Annotated in this window: 20 protein-coding genes; 5 read left to right on the top strand and 15 right to left on the bottom strand. The window is 62.6% G+C overall.

The window, feature by feature from the left end; all coding sequences use genetic code 11:
* Nucleotides 1-31: 31 nt before the first annotated feature.
* The 10 genes from BUA36_RS16165 to BUA36_RS16120 form a co-directional block, all read right to left on the bottom strand.
* Nucleotides 32-1,144 carry a ribonucleotide-diphosphate reductase subunit beta gene (locus BUA36_RS16165; RefSeq protein ID WP_072786163.1) on the bottom strand — a complete coding sequence of 371 codons (1,113 nt, stop codon included), beginning with the start codon at nt 1,142-1,144 and terminating at the stop codon, nt 32-34.
* An 87-nt stretch (nt 1,145-1,231) separates the two neighbouring features.
* Entirely contained in the window at nt 1,232-4,156 is a 2,925-nt protein-coding gene (locus BUA36_RS16160; protein ID WP_072786162.1) for a ribonucleoside-diphosphate reductase subunit alpha, read from the bottom strand.
* 277 nt (nt 4,157-4,433) lie between these two features.
* Nucleotides 4,434-5,030 (bottom strand): 1,6-anhydro-N-acetylmuramyl-L-alanine amidase AmpD, encoded by a 597-nt coding sequence (gene ampD, locus BUA36_RS16155; RefSeq protein WP_072786161.1) that lies wholly within the window; start codon nt 5,028-5,030, stop codon nt 4,434-4,436.
* The gene (locus BUA36_RS16150; RefSeq protein ID WP_072786160.1) at nt 5,027-6,457 is read right to left on the bottom strand and encodes a sigma-54-dependent transcriptional regulator; all 1,431 of its coding nucleotides are present in this window, start codon (nt 6,455-6,457) and stop codon (nt 5,027-5,029) included. The genes ampD and BUA36_RS16150 overlap by 4 nt, the downstream gene beginning before the upstream one ends.
* A 14-nt stretch (nt 6,458-6,471) precedes the next feature.
* Nucleotides 6,472-8,154, bottom strand: coding sequence for a sensor histidine kinase (locus BUA36_RS16145; RefSeq protein ID WP_072786159.1), 1,683 nt, complete (start codon nt 8,152-8,154; stop codon nt 6,472-6,474).
* A 12-nt stretch (nt 8,155-8,166) separates the two neighbouring features.
* Nucleotides 8,167-8,463, bottom strand: coding sequence for a PP0621 family protein (locus tag BUA36_RS16140; protein ID WP_072786158.1), 297 nt, complete (start codon nt 8,461-8,463; stop codon nt 8,167-8,169).
* The gene (locus tag BUA36_RS16135; protein ID WP_072786157.1) at nt 8,460-9,263 is read right to left on the bottom strand and encodes a cytochrome C assembly family protein; all 804 of its coding nucleotides are present in this window, start codon (nt 9,261-9,263) and stop codon (nt 8,460-8,462) included. Before BUA36_RS16135 ends, BUA36_RS16140 begins: the two co-directional genes overlap by 4 nt.
* Nucleotides 9,264-9,284: 21 nt before the next feature.
* Nucleotides 9,285-10,082 carry an ABC transporter ATP-binding protein gene (locus BUA36_RS16130; protein WP_072786156.1) on the bottom strand — a complete coding sequence of 266 codons (798 nt, stop codon included), beginning with the start codon at nt 10,080-10,082 and terminating at the stop codon, nt 9,285-9,287.
* A complete protein-coding gene (locus BUA36_RS16125; protein WP_072786155.1) occupies nt 10,082-10,906 on the bottom strand; it encodes an ABC transporter permease in 825 nt (274 codons plus the stop codon). The genes BUA36_RS16130 and BUA36_RS16125 overlap by 1 nt, the downstream gene beginning before the upstream one ends.
* Nucleotides 10,906-11,874, bottom strand: coding sequence for an ABC transporter substrate-binding protein (locus BUA36_RS16120; RefSeq protein WP_072786154.1), 969 nt, complete (start codon nt 11,872-11,874; stop codon nt 10,906-10,908). Before BUA36_RS16120 ends, BUA36_RS16125 begins: the two co-directional genes overlap by 1 nt.
* A gap of 164 nt (nt 11,875-12,038) precedes the next feature.
* Here BUA36_RS16120 and BUA36_RS31445 point away from each other — a divergent pair, with 164 nt between their 5' ends.
* The 3 genes from BUA36_RS31445 (at nt 12,039) to BUA36_RS16105 (ending at nt 16,190) form a co-directional block, all read left to right on the top strand.
* Entirely contained in the window at nt 12,039-14,183 is a 2,145-nt protein-coding gene (locus BUA36_RS31445; RefSeq protein WP_139260599.1) for an NHL repeat-containing protein, read from the top strand.
* 78 nt (nt 14,184-14,261) lie between these two features.
* Nucleotides 14,262-15,629: a signal recognition particle protein gene (gene ffh / locus BUA36_RS16110; RefSeq protein ID WP_072786152.1), complete on the top strand. Its 1,368-nt coding sequence runs from the start codon at nt 14,262-14,264 to the stop codon at nt 15,627-15,629.
* A 192-nt stretch (nt 15,630-15,821) separates the two neighbouring features.
* Complete coding sequence (locus BUA36_RS16105) at nt 15,822-16,190, top strand: SWIB/MDM2 domain-containing protein (protein ID WP_072786151.1); 369 nt, start codon at nt 15,822-15,824, stop codon at nt 16,188-16,190.
* Between the two features lie 59 nt (nt 16,191-16,249).
* Here the strand turns inward: BUA36_RS16105 and BUA36_RS16100 are convergent, their stop codons facing one another.
* Both BUA36_RS16100 and BUA36_RS16095 read right to left on the bottom strand, forming a co-directional pair.
* Nucleotides 16,250-16,852, bottom strand: a complete 603-nt coding sequence (locus BUA36_RS16100; protein ID WP_072786150.1) for a lytic transglycosylase domain-containing protein — start codon at nt 16,850-16,852, stop codon at nt 16,250-16,252.
* Between the two features lie 2 nt (nt 16,853-16,854).
* On the bottom strand, nt 16,855-18,591 hold the full coding sequence (locus BUA36_RS16095; protein WP_072786149.1) for a proline--tRNA ligase: 1,737 nt from the start codon (nt 18,589-18,591) through the stop codon (nt 16,855-16,857).
* Nucleotides 18,592-18,793: 202 nt separating this feature from the next.
* Here BUA36_RS16095 and BUA36_RS16090 point away from each other — a divergent pair, with 202 nt between their 5' ends.
* On the top strand, nt 18,794-19,423 hold the full coding sequence (locus tag BUA36_RS16090; protein ID WP_072786148.1) for an RNA pyrophosphohydrolase: 630 nt from the start codon (nt 18,794-18,796) through the stop codon (nt 19,421-19,423).
* Between the two features lie 54 nt (nt 19,424-19,477).
* Here BUA36_RS16090 and BUA36_RS16085 read toward each other — a convergent pair whose 3' ends face one another.
* Nucleotides 19,478-20,059, bottom strand: a complete 582-nt coding sequence (locus tag BUA36_RS16085; RefSeq protein ID WP_072786212.1) for a malonic semialdehyde reductase — start codon at nt 20,057-20,059, stop codon at nt 19,478-19,480.
* An 81-nt stretch (nt 20,060-20,140) separates the two neighbouring features.
* Between BUA36_RS16085 and BUA36_RS16080 the strand changes: the two genes are divergently transcribed.
* On the top strand, nt 20,141-20,566 hold the full coding sequence (locus BUA36_RS16080; protein WP_072786211.1) for a DUF1841 family protein: 426 nt from the start codon (nt 20,141-20,143) through the stop codon (nt 20,564-20,566).
* 93 nt (nt 20,567-20,659) lie between these two features.
* Here BUA36_RS16080 and BUA36_RS16075 read toward each other — a convergent pair whose 3' ends face one another.
* Both BUA36_RS16075 and BUA36_RS16070 read right to left on the bottom strand, forming a co-directional pair.
* Nucleotides 20,660-21,001, bottom strand: coding sequence for a c-type cytochrome (locus BUA36_RS16075; protein ID WP_072786147.1), 342 nt, complete (start codon nt 20,999-21,001; stop codon nt 20,660-20,662).
* An 11-nt stretch (nt 21,002-21,012) separates the two neighbouring features.
* Nucleotides 21,013-21,351 (bottom strand): c-type cytochrome, encoded by a 339-nt coding sequence (locus BUA36_RS16070; RefSeq protein WP_072786146.1) that lies wholly within the window; start codon nt 21,349-21,351, stop codon nt 21,013-21,015.
* Nucleotides 21,352-21,518 lie beyond the last annotated feature (167 nt).

Raw genomic sequence — 21,518 nt, 5'->3', positions numbered from 1 at the left:
CAGCGAGGCTTTTTGTTAAGGCTGGTGAAAATTAATCCCAGTTCAGCGCGCCGCCGGTCTGGTATTCGATGACGCGGGTCTCGAAGAAGTTACGCTCTTTCTTCAGGTCGATCATCTCGCTCATCCATGGGAATGGATTCTCTTCCTGGTCGAACAGCGCTTCCAGGCCGATCTGGGTGGCGCGGCGGTTGGCGATGAAGCGCAGATAGCCTTTGAACATGGTGGCGTTCAGGCCCAGCACGCCGCGCGGCATGGTGTCTTCGGCGTAGGCGTATTCCAGGTCCACGGCTTGCAGGAACAGCTGCTTGATCTCTTCCTTGAAGGCCGGGGTCCATAGCAGCGGATTTTCCATCTTGATGGTGTTGATCAGGTCGATGCCGAAGTTGCAATGCATCGATTCGTCGCGCAGGATGTACTGGTACTGCTCGGCAGCGCCCATCATCTTGTTCTGGCGGCCCAGCGCCAGGATCTGGGTGAAGCCGACGTAGAAGAACAGGCCTTCCATCAGGCAGGCAAACACGATCAGCGATTTCAGCAGCTTCTGGTCCTGCTCCACGGTGCCGGTGGTGAACGATGGATCGGTCAGGGTGTTGATGAACGGGATCAGGAACTCGTCCTTGTCACGGATCGATTTGACCTCGTTATAGGCGTTAAAGATCTCTTGCTCGTCCAGGCCCAGCGATTCCACGATGTACTGGTAGGCGTGGGTGTGGATCGCCTCTTCAAACGCCTGGCGCAGCAGGTACTGGCGGCATTCCGGCGCGGTGATGTGGCGGTAGGTGCCCAGCACGATGTTGTTGGCAGCCAGCGAGTCGGCGGTCACGAAGAAGCCCAGGTTGCGTTTGACCAGGCGGCGCTCGTCGTCGGTCAGGCCGTTCGGGTTCTTCCACAGCTCGATGTCGCGCTGCATATTCACTTCCTGCGGCATCCAGTGGTTGGCGCAGCCGGCCAGGTATTTATCCCAGGCCCATTTGTATTTGAACGGTACCAGCTGGTTGACGTCGGTTTTACCGTTGATGATGCGCTTGTCGTCTGCATTGACGCGCAGCGCGACCTGCTCGGCCGTGCCTTCGGAGGCGGCCAGTGCAGCTTGATTGATTTGTGATGCCGCTGGTGCGGCCTCTTCGTCCCAGGACAACGACATAATGGGGTTCCTCTAATATATATGTGATGATGCGCCATCCCCGGCGGGGATGGCGCGCTCTAGCTTATAGCCGATAGGCTCATTGGCTTATTGGCAGGCTTCGCATTCCTCGAAACCGTCGTCGCCAGGACGCAGGTAGCAGGCGGCGCCGTCTTCCACCTCGGCGCTGACCGGTGCCGGTGCGGCTGGCGCAGCCGAGGCGGCCGCAGCAGCCAGGCCGCCATCCACTGGCACGGCGTTCAGGGCGCCGGTCTTGGAGGTCGATTTCTCGGTATGCGTGGCGGACGTGGTACGCAGGTAGTAGGTGGTTTTCAGGCCACGCAGCCATGCCAGCTTGTAGGTCTCGTCCAGTTTCTTGCCCGATGCGCCAGCCATGTAAATGTTCAGCGACTGGGCCTGGTCGATCCACTTCTGGCGGCGCGATGCCGCTTCCACCAGCCAGCTTGGCGACACTTCAAACGCGGTTGCATAAATGTCACGCAGGTCGTTTGGAATACGGTCGATCTTGGCCAGCGAGCCGTCGAAGTATTTCAGGTCGGCGATCATCACCTCGTCCCACAGGTCGCGGGCTTTCAGGTCGCGCACCAGGTAGGCGTTGATCTCGGTGAATTCACCCGACAGGTTGGACTTCACGTACAGGTTCTGGAAGGTCGGTTCGATGCAAGCCGACACGCCAATGATGTTCGAAATGGTGGCGGTTGGAGCAATCGCCACGCAGTTCGAGTTACGCATGCCGAACTTGGCGATGCGTTCGCGCACCGGGGTCCAGTCCATCGCCGCCGACAGATCCTGCTCCAGGTAGCCGCCGCGCTCTTCGGCCAGCAGCTTGATCGAATCCTGTGGCAGGATGCCGCGGTCCCACAGCGAACCCTTGTACGACGCGTAGTGGCCGCGCTCTTCCGCCAGTTCGGTCGACGCCAGGTAGGCGTAGTAGCAGACGGCTTCCATCGAGGTGTCGGCAAACTGCACCGATTCCATCGACGAGAACGGCACGCGCATCATGTGCAGGCAGTCCTGGAAGCCCATCACGCCCAGTCCCACCGGACGGTGACGCATATTGGCGTTACGCGCTTTTTCAACTGCGTAGTAGTTAATATCGATCACGTTGTCCAGCATGCGCATCGCGGTGCGGATGGTTTTCTGCAGCTTGACGTGATCCAGCTTGCCTTCTTTCATGTGGGCTGGCAGGTTGACCGAGCCCAGGTTGCAGACGGCGATTTCGTCCGGACCGGTGTTCAGCGTGATCTCGGTGCACAGGTTGGAGCTGTGGACCATGCCCACGTGCTGCTGCGGCGAACGGATGTTGCACGGATCTTTGAAGGTGATCCATGGGTGGCCGGTTTCAAACAGCATCGACAGCATCTTGCGCCACAGGTCCAGCGCCTGGATCTTCTTGAACACGCGGATTTCGCCGGCGGCGGCCTTGGCTTCGTAGCCCAGGTAGGCTTTTTCGAAGGCTTTGCCGACCAGGTCGTGCAGGTCTGGCGTGTCGGATGGCGAGAACAGGGTCCACTCGCCTTTTTCCATCACGCGCTTCATGAACAGGTCAGGAATCCAGTTGGCGGTGTTCATGTCGTGCGTACGGCGGCGGTCATCGCCAGTGTTCTTGCGCAGGTCCAGGAACTCTTCGATGTCCATGTGCCAGGTTTCCAGGTAGGCGCAGACTGCGCCCTTGCGCTTGCCGCCCTGGTTGACTGCCACGGCGGTGTCGTTGACCACTTTCAGGAATGGCACCACGCCTTGCGATTTGCCGTTGGTGCCCTTGATGTGGGCGCCCAGTGCGCGCACCGGGGTCCAGTCATTGCCCAGGCCACCGGCGAATTTCGCCAGCAGGGCGTTTTCCTTGATGGCGTCGTAGATGCCTTCCAGGTCGTCCGACACGGTGGTCAGGTAGCACGACGACAGCTGCGAACGCTGGGTGCCCGAGTTGAACAGGGTCGGGGTCGACGACATGAAGTCGAAGGTCGACAGCAGGTTGTAGAACTCGATGGCGCGCGCTTCGCGGTCGGCTTCGTTCAGGGCCAGGCCCATGGCGACGCGCATGTAGAACGCCTGCGGCATTTCGATGCGGACGTCACGCACGTGCAGGAAGTAGCGGTCGTACAGGGTTTGCAGGCCGATGTAGCCGAACTGCAGGTCGCGGTCGGCAACGATGGCTTTGGCCAGGCGGGCCAGGTCGAATTCGCCCAGTTTGGTGTCCAGCAGTTCAGCCGCGATACCTTTGGCGATGTACTGCGGGAAGTAGCTCACGTATTCCGCAGCGGCGGCGCCCTGCGCCACTTCCTTGCCGAAGACTTCCTTGCGGATGGTGTGCAGCAGGATGCGTGCGGTCACCTGCGAGTAGGCCGGATCCTTTTCCATCAGCGCGCGGGCAGCCAGGATGGCGGATTTGTGCAGCTCTTCGACCGGTACGCCGTCGTACAGGTTTTTCAGGGTTTCAGCGACGATGGCGTCGGCATCCACGTGTTTTTCCAGGCCGATGCAGGCGGCGCCAATCAGGCTGGTGACACGCGCCAGTTCCAGCGGCTTGCGCGCGCCGTTTTCCAGCACGTGGATTTGCGGTGCATTGATGGCGGCAGCGGCGCCGGCGGCTTCCTTGGCGGCGCGGCGCTCTTCCATATGCTTGGCGCGGTACAGCACGTAGGCGCGGGCCACGTCATGTTCACCCGAACGCATCAGGGCCAGTTCAACCTGGTCTTGCACGTCTTCGATGTGGAAGGTGCCGCCCGATGGCTGGCGGCGCACCAGCGCCGACACCACGCTGGCGGTCAGCTGTTCCACCAGTTCGCGCACACGGGCCGACGCAGCACCCTGGCCGCCGTTGACGGCCAGGAAGGCCTTGGTCATGGCGACAGCAATTTTCGACGGCTCAAACGCGACGACCGCGCCGTTACGGCGGATGATGCGGTAGTCACCGAGGTCGCTGGCAGCGGTAACCGGGCTGCTGGCGGCGCTCGCAGCGGCCGCAGGTACCAGCGCTGGATTGATGGTGATGTCTTGAGTAGATTGCATTTAAGCTCCCCGATAACTACGTGCAGTCATAGCTGCGCGCCGTGTGTGTGTATAAAAAAAGGCAAAAATGAAGCGTCCGGACCTGACTGCTGTCCAGTTAAACGGCAATAAAAAGGGTATTCGTCTGACCAGGAAGGATTGCAAATAGTTTAAGAACTGGTGTCATGGGAACTACTATATCTAGTGATTGGTCAGAACCTATCCACTGATTGTAGTGGTCACACTGGAGCACGGCAAGTGAGAAATTTTGATGTTTCCAGCAATTTTTCTCTTGACTTTAAGGAAGCCCAACAGGGAAGCCAAGTGTGGCGCTAGCGCCTACTAACATTGCCGCTTTCTTAAGCAGTTTTTGATAATGTTCCCAATCAAATAATGGCCCCGGATCGGTCTTGCGGCCCGGTGCGATGTGTTCATGTCCCTGTACCGCGGTCAGCGGATAGTGCTGCTGCAACGCGATGGTCAGTGCGGCCAGCGCTTCGTACTGCGCCGCTTCAAACGCCACAAAGTCGCTGCCCTCGAGTTCCACGCCAATCGCAAAATCATTACATTTTTCACGGCCGCGGAAGCTGGACAAGCCCGCATGCCAGGCCCTGTCGTTAGCAGAAACATACTGAATGACGCGGCCATCGCGGCGGATGAAAAAGTGGCTGGAGACCTTCAGCCCGCGCAGGTCGGCGAACGAGGGGTCAGTATTATAGTCGATCCGGCCGCAGAACAGGTCGGACACATGCGGCCCGCCGAACTGCCCGCACGGCAGCGAGATGTTGTGGACCACCAGCAGCGTTATATCGTCCGGCACCGGACCGGGACGCGCATCGAAATAAGGACTGTCATAGCGGACTGCCTGCGGCAGCCAGCCGTCAAAAAAACTCACGCTTCCGGCTCCTGAATATTCAATTTCTGCATTTGATAGCGCAGCTGGCGGAAGCTGATGCCCAGCAGCTGCGCCGCCTGCGTGCGGTTGAAGTGCGTCTGCGCCAGCGCGCGCAAAATGATCTCGCGCTCGACCTGGTTCAAATACTCGGGCAGGCTGCTGGGCAGGCTGTCCGGATTCGGCGGCGGCACGGCCGATGGCGCCGCCGGCATCGGCGACGGCAGCGGCGCAGCCGCCATGTCAGCCAGCCGCGCACCTTTCAGCGCCAGGTCGCCAACCTGGATCACGCCGCCGTTGGCAAACGCCAGCGCGCGCTCGAGGATGTTTTCCAGCTCGCGCACATTGCCGGGAAACGCATAGCCGCGTAGCGCCTCCAGCACGCCCGGCCCCAGCGCCACCTTGTGCTCGAAGGTGCCCAGGCGTTCAAGGATGGCGGCCGTCAGCACGCCCAGGTCGTCGAGCCGCTCGCGCAACGGCGGCAGACTCAGTTCAATCACGTTCAGGCGATAAAACAGATCCTGGCGGAAGCTGCCCTGCTCCACGCACTGCGCCAGGTTCTTGTGGGTGGCGCTGACAATCCGCACGTCGACCGGTTCCTCGGCCGTGGCGCCTAGCTTGCGCACGCGCCGCTCCTGGATCGCGCGCAGCAGCTTGACCTGCATGGCCAGCGGCAGGTCGGCCACCTCGTCCAGCATCAGCGTGCCGCCGTTGGCCGCCTGGAAGAAGCCTTCACGGTCATCGGCCGCGCCGGTGAAAGCGCCCTTGCGGTAGCCAAAGAACTCCGCTTCCATGAGCGCCTCGGGAATCGCGCCGCAGTTGACGGCGATGAAGGGCTTGGCCGCGCGCGAGCTTTGCGCATGGATTTCGCGCGCCGCCAGCTCCTTGCCGCTGCCCGATTCGCCATGGATCGCCACCGGCGCCATCGACCGCGCCAGCCGCGCGATCTGCGCGCGCAAGGCCTGGATCACGGCCGACTCGCCGCGCAGGCGGCTGGCGGTGGGCGCGGCGCTGGGCGCCTGCACCGCTGCCGGCCCGGCGTTGAGGCGCAGCGCCGACTGCACCATCACGCGCAACTGGTCCAGCGCCACCGGCTTGGAGATGTAGTCGAACGCCCCGGCCTTGAGCGCGATGACGGCGTTGTCGGTGCTGCCGAAAGCCGTCACCACCGCCACCGGCGTGTTCTTGTACGCCGCCGTGACTTCGCGCACCAGCTCCAGTCCCAGGCCGTCCGGCAGGCGCATGTCGGTCAGCACCAGCTGGTATTCCGTGTCCACCAGCCGCGCGCGCGCTGCGGCCAGCGAGGCGGCGCTGTCGACGTCCAGCCCCATTTTGAGCAGGGTCAGTTCCAGCAGTTCGCGCAGGTCGGCCTCGTCGTCAACGACGAGCACACGCGGCGAACGCGGGGCCTGCGGGGAGCGAGCACTCATCAAACAGCCTTTCCTTACTTCTGCCCAGGCCAGGCGAAGGTGATAACAAAGCGTCCGCTCAGGGCGGGGCTGCCGTCGGCGCTGTCCTCGTTATCGAAACGATATTCATAGTCCAGCCGCGCTTCATTATTCAAGCACAATTCCCGCGCCAGATACAGCCCCAGTCCCGTGCCCTTGCTGGATGTGGTGTAAAACGGCTCAAACAAATGCGCCCGCACTTCGGGTGAAATGCCGGGACCATCATCCTGCACATGCAGTTCCAGGCGCTGCGCCGTATCGTGCACGACGTCGAGACGGATGGAATGCCGGCCGCCGCTGGCATAGCGTACGGCGTTGTTGAGCAGGTTGAGCACCACCTCGCGCAGGTGCAGCGCGTCGAAGCGCACCTGTGTATCCGGCGCCACAATCAGGCTCACGATCTCCGGCGCCAGGCTGTGCGTCTCGATGAATTCCGCACGCAGTTCCGCCAGGAAGACGTCCAGCGCCAGCGGCTCGATGTGCGACTGCGCCTTGCGCGACAGCTGCAGGATGTCTTCCACCATGCGATTCACGCGCGTGACATTGTCCCCCACGATCTTGAGCAAACGCTGGTGCACCGGGTCGCCCAGGTCTTCCCCCAGCAGCGCGGTGGCGTGGCCAATCGCCGACAGGGGATTGCGCACCTCGTGCGCGATGCTGGCGGTCAGGCGCCCCATCGAGGCCAGTTTCAGCTGCTGCGCCTGATTTTCAATGCCGGTGACGTCCTGCAAAAAGATCACGCTGCGTTCGGCCCCGAGGCCATGGGTGTCGGCGGCGGCAAAGCGGACTTTCAAATGGGCAGCCAGGTTGCGGCGCGCGCTCCAGGCGGCAGTGACGTCTTCCAGCGCCGCGTCGTTGAACGGCTTGATGGTCAGGAACACAGTGGAACGCGCGGGATCGATGCGCCACGCGTGATACGCCTGCGCCAGCGGCACCAGCGCCGCCGCCGCGGACAGCTTGAACCTGAGTTCCGGTCCGACCAGGCCCAGCATCTGCTGCGCCGCCGGGTTGCCGGCAAACACCTGGCCATCGGGATCGACCACCAGGATGCCGTCCACAATATTCGCCATCACCAGCCGGTTGACGGCCTGCTGCACGTTGACCTCTACCCCGCGCCGGATGGCCAGTTCCTCCTGGCCGATCAGTTTGGCGGCCATGCGGTTCACCACCAGCACGGCGGCCAGGAAGGCGGCGCCGTACAGGCCGGCCTGCATCACGTCATGTTCGCTTTCGCTGAGGAAGATTTGCCAGGTGGTGTCGCCCAGAATGAACAGCGCCACCAGCGAGGCGCAGAACAGCGACAGCATCAGCGGCGCCAGGATCGCCAGCCCGGCCAGCGGGAACAGGTACAGGATCGCCAGCCCGCTGCGCATGCCGCCGCCGGCCAGGTACAGCAAGGAGATAAACACCAGGTCGATGGCGATCTGCGGCAGCAGCTGCAGCACGAAGCGGCGCTGCAGGTAGACCGCCGACAGCGCAAAGCCGATCGCCAGCCCCAGATACACCAGGCAGATTTGCAGATACAGGTACTGGCCCGAAGCGCGCAGGCCGCGGCTGTCAAAGCTCAGGTAGACCAGCAGCACCAGCGCGATCACCACGCGCGTGGCGTTCAGCGTTTGCAGCGACCGCCAGAAGGTTGCGCGCGATTCGGCCGACAAGGCTTGCAGGCGCGCGATCACGGCGCTGGGCGGTCAGGCGGACGGCAGCGCCGCATGGGCCGCGCTGCAGTAGTCGCGGCCATTGGCCTGCACCGTTTCCGAGGCAGGATAGAAGATGCCGCAATGCGCGCACTGCAGCATCACCTCGGCGTCATTGGCCGCCTGGCTGGCGGCGCGCTCCCGGTAGGTCGGCTGCGGCGGCGCTTGCGGCGCCGGCTGCTGTTGCTGACGGAACTGCTGCTGTTGGCGCTTCTGCGCCTCGCGGATCTTGGAACGGATCGCAAAGATCACCAGGAAAATCAGCGCCAGCCAGAAAATGATACGGCTCATGCCCAACCCTTATGTAAAACCACTTCAAACACAAAACGGCTGCCGACGTAGGCCAGCAGCAAAGTCGCAAAGCCGGCCAGCGTGAAGCTCAGCGCGGTCTTGCCGCGCCAGCCACGGAAGCGGCGGCCCGCCAGCAGCGCGGCAAACAGCATCCATGACAGCATGGTGAAGACCGATTTATGGTCCCATTTCAGCGCCTGGCCGAACAGCTCTTCCGAGAACACGATGCCCGACAGCACGGTCAGGCTTAACAAGGTGAAGCCAAAGCCGATCATGCGGAACAACAGCTTTTCCATGGTCAGCAGCGCCGGCAGCTGGTCCAGCGCGCCGGACAGGAAGGATTTCTTGTCGCTGCGCGCATGCAGGCGCGCCTCCTGCAAGGCCATCAGCACGGCGTGGAAGGCGGCAATCGTCAGCGTGCTGTAGGCCATGGTGGCAATTGCGATATGCCAGCCAAACAGCGGCGACTTGCCTTCCAGCGGCACCAGGTTGCCGGGGAAGACCACTTGCAGCGCGGCGGCGACGGCGGCGCTGGGCATGACCAGGCGGCGCAGGCCATCCAGGCTGAAATTCCGGTTTTCTATCCAGTACGCGGCCACCGACACCCACAAGGCCGACGACAGCATGGCGGCAAAGCCGAAGCGCAGCGCACCGCCAGCGGCGATTTCCGACCACAGGCCGGCGCCGTGCAGCAGCCAGGCCGCCAGTGTGACGGCCGAAATCAGGCCGCCACGGCGCGAAGGCAAGGCGGCGCACACGATGTACAGCACGATGGCTGCGATAAAAGAAGAGATCTGCATCCCGGCAGTTTACACCATCGCTCAATCCACGGCTGCCAGGCGCAGCTCGTCGTGGTGATGGCGTTGCTGCTCTTCCATCACCAGCTGGCCCAGCTCGCGCTTGAGGGCATTGAACTCGGCCGACGCCGGGTCGCGCAGGCGCGGCAGCTCGATCAGCAGGTCGCGCTTGACGGTGCCGGGGCGGTAAGTCATCACTACGATGCGGTCGGCCAGGTAAATCGCCTCTTCAATCGAGTGGGTGACAAAGATGATCGTCTTTTTCAGCTCGGCCCAGATGCGCAGCAGCTCGTCCTGCAGGTTGCGCCGGGTCAGCGCGTCCAGCGCGCCGAACGGCTCGTCCATGAGCATGATCGGCGAATCCAGCGCCAGCACCCGCGCAATCGCCACGCGCTGGCGCATGCCGCCCGACAGGTCTTTCGGATAGCGGTTGCGGAAGTCCTGCAGCGACAGCATGGTGAGCAGCTGGTCGACCGTGGCCTGGATCTGCGCCTTGGGCTGGCCCTTGATCTGCAAGCCGAACGCGATGTTGTCGGCCACCGTCATCCACGGGAACAGCGCATATTCCTGGAACACCATGCCGCGTTCCGGGCCTGGGCCGGTAACGGCCTTGCCGTCGGCGGTAATGCTGCCCGACGAAGGCGGCGCAAAGCCGGCCACCGCATTGAGCAGCGTCGACTTGCCGCAGCCCGACGGCCCCAGCAGGCAGACGAACTGGCCCTGCGGGATTTCCAGGTTGATGTCCTTGAGCGCCACCACTTCGCGCTCGGCGCTCTGGAACACCTTGTTGACGTTGGATACAACGATATGGGAGGCGCTCATCAGTTCTCCAGCCCGCGGTGCCAGCGCAGCAGATAGTTATTCAGCTTGTTCATGCCGACATCGATGGCCAGGCCGATCAGGCCAATGGTAATCATGCCGGCGATGATCTTGTCAGACCAGAAGTACTCGCGCGCCTCCAGGATGCGGAAGCCCAGGCCATTGTTCACGGCCACCATCTCGGCCACGATCACCACGATGAACGCGGTGCCTATGCCGATCCGCACGCCGGACAGGATGTAGGGCACGGCGGCCGGCAGGATCACGCGGGTAAACATGGTAAACCCGGACGCGCCCAGATTACGCGCAGCGCGGATATAAATGCCATCCACCTGGCGCACACCGGCAATGGTGTTCATCAGCACCGGGAAGAAGGCGCCCAGCGCGATCAGGAACACGGCCGGCGGATTGCCCAGGCCGAACCACAGCATCGACAGCGGGATATAAGCAATCGGCGGCACCGGCCGCACCATCTGCACCAGCACATTGAACCAGTCGTAGACGCGCGGACTCATGCCCATGGCCAGGCCCAGCGGCAACGCCAGGCCGCCGCCGATCAGGAAGCCCAGCAGCACACGGTACAGGCTGCTCAGCGAATCGGTAATCAGCTCGCCGGACACGGCCCAGTGCAGCCAGCTGCCGGCCGCCGGATCATACGGCTGCAGCGGCAGCAGGTAGGCCACCCACTTCTCCGCCACCGCCAGCGGCGACGGCAGCACCTGCGGATTGACCCAGCCCAGCTGCGCCACCGCCTGCCACAGCGCGATAATCACGGCCGGCAGGACCAGGCCGATGCCGACCTGGCGCCACGACGACGTGGCCACCATTATTTCACGCCCAGCGATTTCTTGGCCGCTTCCAGCAGATCGGTCTTGACCCAGTCCTTGGCCACCGGCGGCTTGGCCATGCGGCCAACGCCGGTCTTGACCATCACATCGGTGGTGGTCTGGATGTGCTCGGGCGTGATGTCGTAGCTGTAGGGCGAATTGCCGATGGCGTCGTCAAAATCATCCTTGGTGATCTGGCCCTTGAACACCACCTCGCGTACATACTTCTCGGCGATGGCCTTGTTGTCGATGAAGGTCTTGGTGGCCTGCACGAAGCAGTTCATGAACTTCTCGGCCAGCGCACGCTTCTCCTTGTAGAACTTCTCGGTCATCACCATGGTCCGCACCGGCTCGCCGATCGGCGTGTCGTAAGGCTTGATCATTTCGCTGCCGAAGCCCTTGTTGATGGCCTGCGAGGATTGCGGCTCGGACTGCATCATGGCGTCGATCTGCTTGCCCAGCAGCGCCTGGTTCAAATCCGCATAGGCCAGGAACACCAGCTGCACATCCTTGCCCGGCTGGTCGGACACGCTCAGGCCGTTCTGCTGCAGCTCGGCCAGCAGCAGCACTTCCTGGATGCCGCCGCGCGTGACGCCGACCTTCTTGCCCTTGAGGTCTTTCACGGTTTTCAGTTTGAGATCGGCGCGGCTGACCAGCTGCGCGCCGCCTTTGGCAAAGCCTGCCACCACATAAATCGGCGCGCCGCCGGCGCGGCCCGAGATCGCAGCTTCCGAGGCCGTGGTGCCCACGTCCAGCTCACCGGCAATGATGGCCTGCATCACATCCAGGCCTTTGGCGAACACGCGCTCTTCAACCTTGATGCCGCACTTGGGGGCAATCTCCTTGATATAAGAAACGGCGCCGTAGTGGGCAAACTTCAGATTCCCCAATCGCACCACGTCCTGCGCCTGGGCGCTGCCCAACAGGGTCATGGCGGTCATTGCTACGCAGATCGCTTTCAGTCTCATCCCTTACTCCTCGGTGTTTTTATTCAGTGCAGGAATCATACCAAGCCCCGCAGTGCATCTGTAAAAAATGTCATTTGTGACGGTTGTCACATTTTTAATATACCAATACGCCTAGGATGCCGTTACTAAATCGCAAAGATAATATTTTAAATAACGGAACCATCATGCAACAATCATCTCGTCGCGCCCTTCCCGCCCTGACCTCGGCCATCCTGCTTGCCGCCATGCTGACGGCATGCGGTGGCGGCGGCAGCAGCACGCCAGCCGCCCCCGCGCCCACCCCGACGCCAGCGCCCGCCACCACGCTGACGCTGGGCGGCAGCAGCGAACAGAGCGTCACCGGCAGCACGCCGCTGACGCTGACCGCGACCCCATCGGACAGTTCCACCGTCAGCTGGACGCTGGGCGCGGGCAATCCCGGCGCGCTGTCGGCCAGCAGCGGCACCAGCATCAACTATCTGCCGCCGGCCGGCGGGGTGAGCGCGGACACCAAGGTCACCGTTACCGCCACCGCCAACGGCGCCAGCAAATCCTTCACGCTCACGCTGCATCCGGCGGACACGCCGCGCCTGAGCCTGCTGGCAGGCGATGATGGCGGCTACGGCCACCTGGATGGCACGGGTACCGAGGCCCGGCTGGAATATGCGGTCCAGATCAGCACCGACGCCGGCGGCAATCTGTACCTGGCGGACGACCTGCCATCGCTGCGCAAGATCACGCCCGACGGCGTGGTCACCACCGTGCTGAGCACGGCCCGGGCTTACGTCGATGGTCCCAAAGGCACGGCCAGCCTGGGCCAGCCGATTTCCCCGGTTGCCGGGCCGGACGGCAGCATTTACTTCATCGATATCTACGGTCTCAACAACATTCCCGGCTCGGACGTACCGATCCGCAAACTGGCGCTGGACGGCAGCATCAGCACCATCGCCAAAGTCCGGGCCGGCATGACCCCGGTACTGACTTTGGCCGCCGACAACAACACGCTGTATGTCTATCAGCTGGAGCGCGTGGATACGGTGTCGTTCAGCGGCCAGGTCGCCGTGCTGAGCGGCACGGTCACCGGCGGTGCCTATCCAAGGCCGGCGGTGGATGGCAACCGCACGGCCACGCGCTTCAGCGGCATCCAGGCCGTGGCGCCGGACGGCAAAGGCAATCTCTATGTCAATGATGGCGGCCAGGTGGTGCGCAAGATAGCAGCCGACGGCAGCACCAGCACCGTGGCCGGCACGTTTGGCGCGGTCAGCGTCACACGCGGTCCGGCGGATGGCGCCGGCAAGGCGGCCAGCTTCAGCCAGCTATACAACCTGGCGCTGACCAGCGACGGCAACCTGGTCGGCTATGACACATATGCAACCCCACAAAAAATGGAATACCGGCTGCGCACCATCACGCCCGCCGGCGTTGTCAGCAGCGTCATGACCGCTGGCGACGGCAGTGTATTGACCGGCCCGAACAATGCGCTGTATGTTTTGCAAAATGCCCAGATTCAAAAACTCAAGGCGGACGGCAGCACGGTGCCGTTTGTCGGCAAGATGCGCGACGCCGGCATTGGCGATGTCGATGGCACGGGCGCTGCTGCCCGCTTTAACTACGCGTTCAATACCATGGGCGCGGACGCCGCCGGCAACCTGTATGTTGCCGACGATCCCAGCCCTATCGATGGTCCGCTGGCGACCGGCCTGCGCCTGCGCAAGGTAACGCCGGCAGGCGTGGTGAGCACCATCGCGCATACCGCCGACATCGGTTATCTGACCGGCCTGGTGGTGGATGCCGCCGGCAACACCTATGTCTCGTCCAGCCAGACTATTTCGCCCACCGCCACCCAGGTCGGTTCGCGCATTTTCAAGATCGCGCCGGATGGCAGCACCACGGTGCTGGCGGGCGCCCTGCCCTCGACCGACTGGAAAGACGGCGCCGGCGCGGCCGCCCATTTCTTCGGCCTGTCGCTGCTGGGGATAGACGCCGATGGCAACCTGTACGGCTATGAAGCGTATGACAACAAGGTGCGCTATACCAAAATCACGCCAGCCGGCGCCGTCACCTCCATCATCCTGCCGCCGGCCACGCTGAACGTCATTGCGGATGCGTCGGGCAACACCTACCGCATCGACGCTGCACAGGGTGTTGTGATCCGCACCACGCCCGCGCTGGACACCAGCATCATCGCGGGCACACCCGGCAAAAGCTTTACCCGCAGTGGCGCACTGCCTGGCTATCTGGACCATCCATCCCACCTGGTCAAGACCGGTCCTTACAGTTTCGCCCTGTTCTCCGGCGGCGCCATCATGCGCCTGACGGTGCCGCACTAAGGCCAAGCCAGGCCGGATGGGGTAAAATGGCGGCCATTGTCCGGCCCAGAGCCGCCTTACCCCGACTGATCGTTCACCATGCTAGATAATCTGACTCAACGCCTCGCCAAGGTCGTCAAGACCATGCGCGGCGAGGCCCGCCTGACCGAAGCCAATACCGCTGAAATGCTGCGCGAAGTACGCATGGCGCTGCTGGAGGCCGACGTCGCCCTGCCGGCCGTGCGCGAATTCATTGCCCGCGTCAAGGACAAAGCCCTGGGCGAGGAAGTGATTTCCTCGCTGTCGCCTGGCCAGGCGCTGGTTGGCGTGGTGCAGCGCGAGCTGGCCGCCCTGATGGGCGCCGACCTCGGGCCGGAAGCGGCCCAGCTGAGCTTTGCCCAGCAGCCGCCCGCCATCATCCTGATGGCCGGTCTGCAGGGTGTGGGTAAAACCACCACCGTCGGCAAGCTGGCCAAATACCTCAAGGAAGAAAAGAAAAAGAAAGTGCTGACCGTGTCGGCCGACGTCTACCGTCCGGCCGCAATCGCCCAGCTGCAATCGGTGACCGCGCAAGTGGGCGCCGACTTCTTCCCGTCCACCGCGCAGGATAAGCCGGTCGATATCGCGCTCAACGCGCTGGACTGGGCCAAGAAGCACTACCACGACGTGCTCATCATCGACACCGCCGGCCGCCTCGGCATCGACGAAGAAATGATGCAGGAAATCGCTGCCGTGCACAGCGCGGTCAAGCCGATTGAAACCCTGTTCGTGGTCGACGCCATGCTGGGCCAGGACGCCATCAATACCGCCAAGGCGTTCAACGACGCGCTGCCGCTGACCGGCATCGTGCTGACCAAGCTGGACGGCGACTCGCGCGGCGGTGCGGCGCTGTCGGTACGCCACATCACGGGCAAGCCGATCAAGTTTGCCGGCGTCTCGGAAAAACTCGACGGCCTGGAAGCGTTTGACCCGGCGCGCATGGCCAACCGCGTGCTGGGCATGGGCGACATCCTGGCGCTGGTGGAAGAAGCGCGCAAAGGCGTGGACGCCAAGGCGGCTGCCGACCTGGCCGCCAAGGTCAAATCGGGCGGCAAGTTCGACATGAACGACTTCAAGGCGCAGTTAAGCCAGATGAAGAATATGGGCGGCATGGCCAGCCTGGTCGACAAGCTGCCGGCCCAGTTCCAGCAGGCCGCCGGCAACGCCAATATGGGCCAGGCCGACAAGCAGGTGCGCCGCATGGTCGGCATCATCGATTCGATGACCAAGGCCGAACGCGCCAAGCCGGAACTCATCAAAGCCACGCGCAAACGCCGCATCGCGGCCGGCGCCGGGGTGCAGGTGCAGGAAGTGAACCGCATGCTGAACCAGTTCGAGCAGATGCAGACCATGATGAAAAAGCTGTCCGGCGGCGGCATGATGAAGATGATGCGCGCCATGAAGGGCATGATGCCGGGCATGCGCTAAGCAGCTTGCCGTCCGTCTTAAAACAGCCTCCGACGCCCCGCAAACACGGCAAACACGGGCCTGGCCCCGTGTTTGCGTGGTGTTTCCGGGAAAAAACGCGAAAAACACTTGCGCACAGGTTAAAACCCCACCAATATTAGCCGGTGCGATCAATTGCGCAATTTTCTATGTGTACGTTAAGGAGGCTCGAATATGGCAACAGCCAAAAAAGCAGCACCAGCTAAGAAACCGGCGGCAAAGCCTGCCGCAAAAAAAGCAGCACCTGTAAAAGCAGCAGCCAAGCCAGCAGCGAAAAAAGCACCTGCGGCACGTAAGCCTAACGCCGCCTTCATGAAAGCGATGACGCCATCCGCCTCCCTGGGCGCCGTCGTCGGTGCAGCAGCCCTGCCGCGTACCGAAGTGACCAAAAAAGTGTGGGATTACATCAAAAAGCACGATCTGCAAGATCCGGCCAACCGCCGCATGATCAACGCCGACGACAAGCTGAAAGCCGTATTCGGCGGCAAAGCCCAGGTTTCCATGTTCGAAATGACCAAGCTCATTTCCGACCACCTGAAATAAGCTGGAGTCAGAGCCGAAAAAAAACCGGGGATCGCCCCGGTTTTTTTATGCCCCGACGCTTACTTCCAGTGATTCCAGGCGGCCAGCACGGCGTTGGGATAGTCGGGCTTGCCGCGGCTGCCGTTGTAGCGGCCCAGCGCCAGGAACAGGTTGCCCGCTTCCATGTCGATGTACATGCGCAGGATGGCGCAGCCGTAGCGCAGATTGGTTTGCATGTCGAACAGCGCACGCCGGTTGCGGTCGCCGATTACATTGGTCCAGAACGGCATCACCTGCATGTAGCCGCGCGCGCCAGCCAGCGAGACGGCATATTTGCGGTAGGCGGATTCCACCTGGATCAGCCCCAGCACCATGCCCGGATCCAGCCCGGCGCGGCGCGCTTCGTACCAGACCGTGGCCAGGAATTCGCTGCGGGTCTGGTCGTCCGGCAGCTTGCGCTGCAGCCGGTAGGACATGGTTTCCAGCCAGTTCTGGTAGCGCGCCCGGTCGGACGGATTGCGGAACGCCGGCGTCGGCGGCGTCGCGTCCTTGATGGCGTTGGACAGCGCCAGCCGCACCGAGTCGGCCAGCGCTTCTTCCTTCTGGTTGCCGGCCAGCGCCAGCGGTGCCAGCAACGCTAGCAACACCAGCACCGCCGCCATCAGCCAGCGGGACAGCCACATGCTCACTGCGCCATTTTGCCCTGGATGAAGGCCAGGATCTCGGCCACCGGCACGACGCTCGCTTCGGTGTCGCGGCGGCCCTGGTATTCCAGGTTGCCTTCCTTGAGGCCACGGTCGCCGATCACCACGCGGTGCGGCACGCCGATCAGCTCCCAGTCCGCAAACATCTGGCCAGGGCGCTGACCGCGGTCGTCCAGGATCACGTCGATGCCGGCGGCGGTGGCTTGTGCGTACAGCTGCTCGGCCGCCTCCCTGACCGCGTCGCTGCGGTCCATGCCCATCGGGCACAGCACCAGCTCGAACGGCGCAATCGCGGTCGGCCAGATGATGCCCTTGTCGTCGAAGTTCTGCTCGATGGCGGCGCCCAGGATGCGCGTGACGCCGATGCCGTAGCAGCCCATCTGCAGTGGCGCCGGCTTGCCATTTTCGTCGAGGAAGGTGGCTTTCATGGCTGCCGAGTAGGCGGTGCCGAGCTGGAACACGTGGCCCACTTCGATGCCGCGCTCGATCGCCAGCACGCCCTTGCCGTCCGGCGAGGCGTCGCCTTCCACCACGTTGCGCAGGTCGGCGACGATCTGTGGCTCGGCGCAGTCGCGGCCCCAGTTGGCGCCCGTGTAGTGGTAGCCTTCTTCATTGGCGCCACAGACGAAATCGGCCATGTTGGCAACGGTGCGGTCGGCCACCACGGTGACTGGCAGCTTGGTGTTGATCGGTCCCAGGTAGCCCGGCACGCAGCCGTAGACCTCGAGGATTTCCTGCTCGGTCGAGAAGCGGTGCGCGCTCAGGCCCGCCACCTTGCCGACCTTGACTTCGTTGAGTTCGTGGTCGCCACGCAACAACAACATGAAATACTGTTTAGTGACTTTGCCGTCCTGCTCGTTTTCAACAGTCAGCGCCAAGGTCTTGACGGTTTGCGACAGCGGCAGGCCCAGCTGTTCGGCCACCTGCTCGCACTTGGTCGCGCCTGGCGTCGCCGGTTTGCTCAGCGCCTGCGCGGCGGCAGGACGGGTGGCGTTCAGCGCCAGCGCTTCGGCCGCTTCCATATTGGCCGCGTAGTCCGAGGTCGGGCAGTACACCAGCGCGTCTTCGCCGGTGGAGGCGATCACGTGGAATTCGTGCGAGCCGGTGCCGCCAATCGCGCCGTTATCGGCTGCTACCGCACGGAACTTCAGGCCGAAACGGTTGAAGATACGCACATAGGCGTCATACATGATCTGGTACGACGCTTGCATGCCGGCCAGGTCGCGGTCAAACGAGTAGGCATCCTTCATGGTGAACTCGCGGCCGCGCATCAGGCCGAAACGCGGACGGCGTTCGTCGCGGAATTTGGTCTGGATGTGGTAAAAATTCAACGGCAGTTGACGGTAGGATTTAATTTCCGAACGGACAACATCGGTGATGACTTCTTCCGCCGTGGGCTGGAACGCAAACTCGCGGCCGTGACGGTCCTTGATACGCAGCAGTTCGGCGCCCATCTTGTCCCAGCGGCCGGTCTCTTGCCACAGTTCGGCCGGCTGAATCAGCGGCATCAGCAGCTCGACGGCCCCGGACTGGTTCATTTCTTCACGGACGATGGCTTCGACCTTGCGGATGATTTTCAGGCCCATCGGCATGTAGGTGTAAATGCCCGAACCCAGCCGTTTAATCATGCCGGCGCGCATCATTAACTGATGGCTGACGATCTCGGCATCCGAAGGTGCTTCTTTAAGCGTGGAAATAAAAAAACGTGACGCGCGCATACGGTGAATTCTTTTTAAAAAGAGAGAGTTATAATCAACCTAATTTTAAAGGATTAGCTGGCTGATGCACCCATACTTTATACAAATGCGTTCAAATCAGGGCCCGCCGGCCGTTTTCGTATCCCGAAAACCCCGCCGGTATGCCATTTTGTGGGCAAAAAGATAAGACGGGAGCACAGCCGCAGAAAGTTTGAGGTGCAATATGCTCGATCGTGAAGGGTTTCGGCCCAACGTCGGCATCATCCTGCTCAACGCCCATAACGAGGTGTGGTGGGGCAAGCGGGTGCGCGAGCACTCATGGCAGTTTCCGCAAGGCGGTATCAAATACGGAGAAACGCCGGAACAGGCGATGTATCGGGAGCTCGAAGAGGAAATCGGTCTGCGGGCCGAGCACGTCAAGATCGTCGGTCGCACCCGCGACTGGCTACGCTACGAGGTGCCGGACCATTTCATCAAGCGGGAAATCCGCGGCCACTACCGTGGCCAGAAGCAGATCTGGTTCCTGTTGCGCATGTGTGCGCGCGACAACGACGTCAACCTGCGCCTGACCGACCATCCGGAATTTGACGCCTGGCGCTGGCATGATTACTGGGTCCCGCTCGATGTCGTGATTGAATTCAAGCGCGAAGTCTATCAGCGCGCCTTGCAGGAGCTGTCGCGCTTCCTGACCTGGCCGCCCAATGGACATGAGCGCCGTCATGGCTCGCGCTATCTGCGCCAGCCCCATGCGCGCAGCACGCCGGCGTCCGCCCCGGCGGCGCCCGCGCTGGCCACCACCGCCGAGCAGCCTGACTGCGCAGCGGCGGCCAGCGATGGCAAAAACAGCGTCTGATGCAACATGGGACAGCCTAGGCTGTCCCGTTTTTTTATCTGCAGCGGCAACCCATCAGACGATCTGGCAAGCCTCGTCAAACGACAGGCGTGGCGCGCGCGGACGCACCTTGCTGGCGTCGCCATAGCCGAGATTGATGAGGAAGTTGGACTTGACCGGCGTGCCGGCAAAGAACGCCGCATCGACCTTGGCGTGGTCAAAGCCCGACATCGGCCCCACGTCCAGGCCCAGCGCGCGCGCCGCCAGGATCAGGTAGCCGCCCTGCAGCGAGGAATTGCGGAACGCGGTCGCCTGGATCGCCGCGTCATTGCCGGCAAACCAGGAGCGTGCATCCACCGCCGGCGACAGCTGCGGCAGCTTTTCATGGAACTCCATGTCCATGCCAACGATCACGGTGACGGGCGCGGCCAGGGTCTTGGCCAGATTGCCTTCCGACAGCGCCGGCGCAAGCCGGGCCTTGGCCTCCGCCGAGCGCACAAACACCAGACGGGCCGGCGCGCCGTTGGCAGCGGTCGGCGCCCAGCGCAGCGCGTCGTACAGCTGCTGCAGCACGGCATCGTCGACCGGGCGGTCCTGCCAGCCATTGTGGGTGTGGGCGTTGTAGAACAGGGTATCGAGGGCGGATTGGTTCAGCATGGCATCCATGGCAAGTTGGTCAAACCGCCATCTTACCAGCAGCGCCGCCTGCGGGACCGCTGCAACAGGTACAATGGCGCCATGTTTAATCCCTCTTCCGACGATGTGCGCCGCTTTTTCTGCGAGACCTTCCGCAAGCAGCACGCCAACGAGATCCTGACGCCGCTGGAAACCATGGCGGCCGACTGGATACGCCACCATCCCGAATACCACGACGTGCTGGGCGACGTCGAGACGGCGCTCACGCGCAACTACCAGGTCGAAGGCGCGCAGGCCAATCCCTTCCTGCACCTGTCGATGCACCTGTCGATTGACGAGCAAATCTCGATCGACCAGCCGCCCGGCATCCGCGCGCTGGCCACCGAGCTCACGCTCAAGCGCGACGACGCCCATGCGGCCCAGCACGAGATCATGGAATGCCTGGGCGAAATGATCTGGAACGCCCAGCGCACCGGCACCCCGCCCGACGGCCTGGCCTACATCGAAGCCATCAAACGCCGCCTGTAATCCGGGGTCAGTTCTTGCAATCCAACACGAGCTCTGCTGTAGCGGCCGCTACAGCAGAGCTCGTGTTGGATTGCAAGAACTGACCCCGGATTGTTAACGGTGCACGGCCAGGCTGGTGGGCAGGCTGTGCAGGTAGGCGGCCAGGTCCTGGATGTCCTGGTTGCTCAGCGGTTTGACCTGGCCCGTCATGATGGCGTTGTTGCGGCCATTGGCGCCGTCGCCGCGCTTGTAGGCCTTGAGCGCGTGCTCGAGGTAGTCCTTGTGCTGGCCGGCCAGCTTGGGATAGCTGGGGTCGATCGGGGTGTTGAAGTCTTTGCCGTGGCAGCTGAAGCACGCGTATTTTTCAGTCAGCGCCTTGCCGGAATCGACGTTGCCGCCCGCGTGGGCGCCGGCAGCGATCAGGGTGCAGCCCAGTGCAGCGATCAGTTTTTTCATGAACTCGGTCCTCATTTCGGGTCGGCAGTGCGGGTCTGCTGCGAGTAGAACGCCGCGACATCGGCAATATCCTGGTCCGACAAAGTGGCGGCAATGCCCTTCATGGACGGATGTTTGCGGTCACCCTTTTTGTAAGCCTGGAGCGCACTTTCGATGTACTTGGCCGACTGGCCGCCGATCATGGGGACTTGGTACACTTCGGGGAAGGTGGCTTTGTAGCCGGGAATGCCATGGCAGCCGATGCACATTTCGATCTTGGCTTTGGCGTTCTGGGCACTGCCCACAACTTCCGCAGCGACGGCGACGTGGGACAAGCCTGCGAGCACGAGGAGTGCGGTGAGTTTTTTCATGGTGTCTCTAAGTAAGTAAACGGATACAGCGTATTTCGGATACTACTACCACGGTGTCACTATATTGACTTTTGTACTATTTGTGCAGGGATTCTAACCCAAGTATTTTTTATAAACAACACAGGTCCCGGCCGCGTCCCGAGCCCGGCCTCTAGCGTTTCCTTCTA

Source organism: Duganella sacchari, assembly GCF_900143065.1.
In the GTDB taxonomy this organism is placed as follows: Bacteria; Pseudomonadota; Gammaproteobacteria; order Burkholderiales; family Burkholderiaceae_D; genus Rugamonas; species Rugamonas sacchari.
The sequence above is the reverse complement of the archived record's forward strand: the minus strand, read 5'-3'. Positions and strand labels throughout refer to the sequence as shown.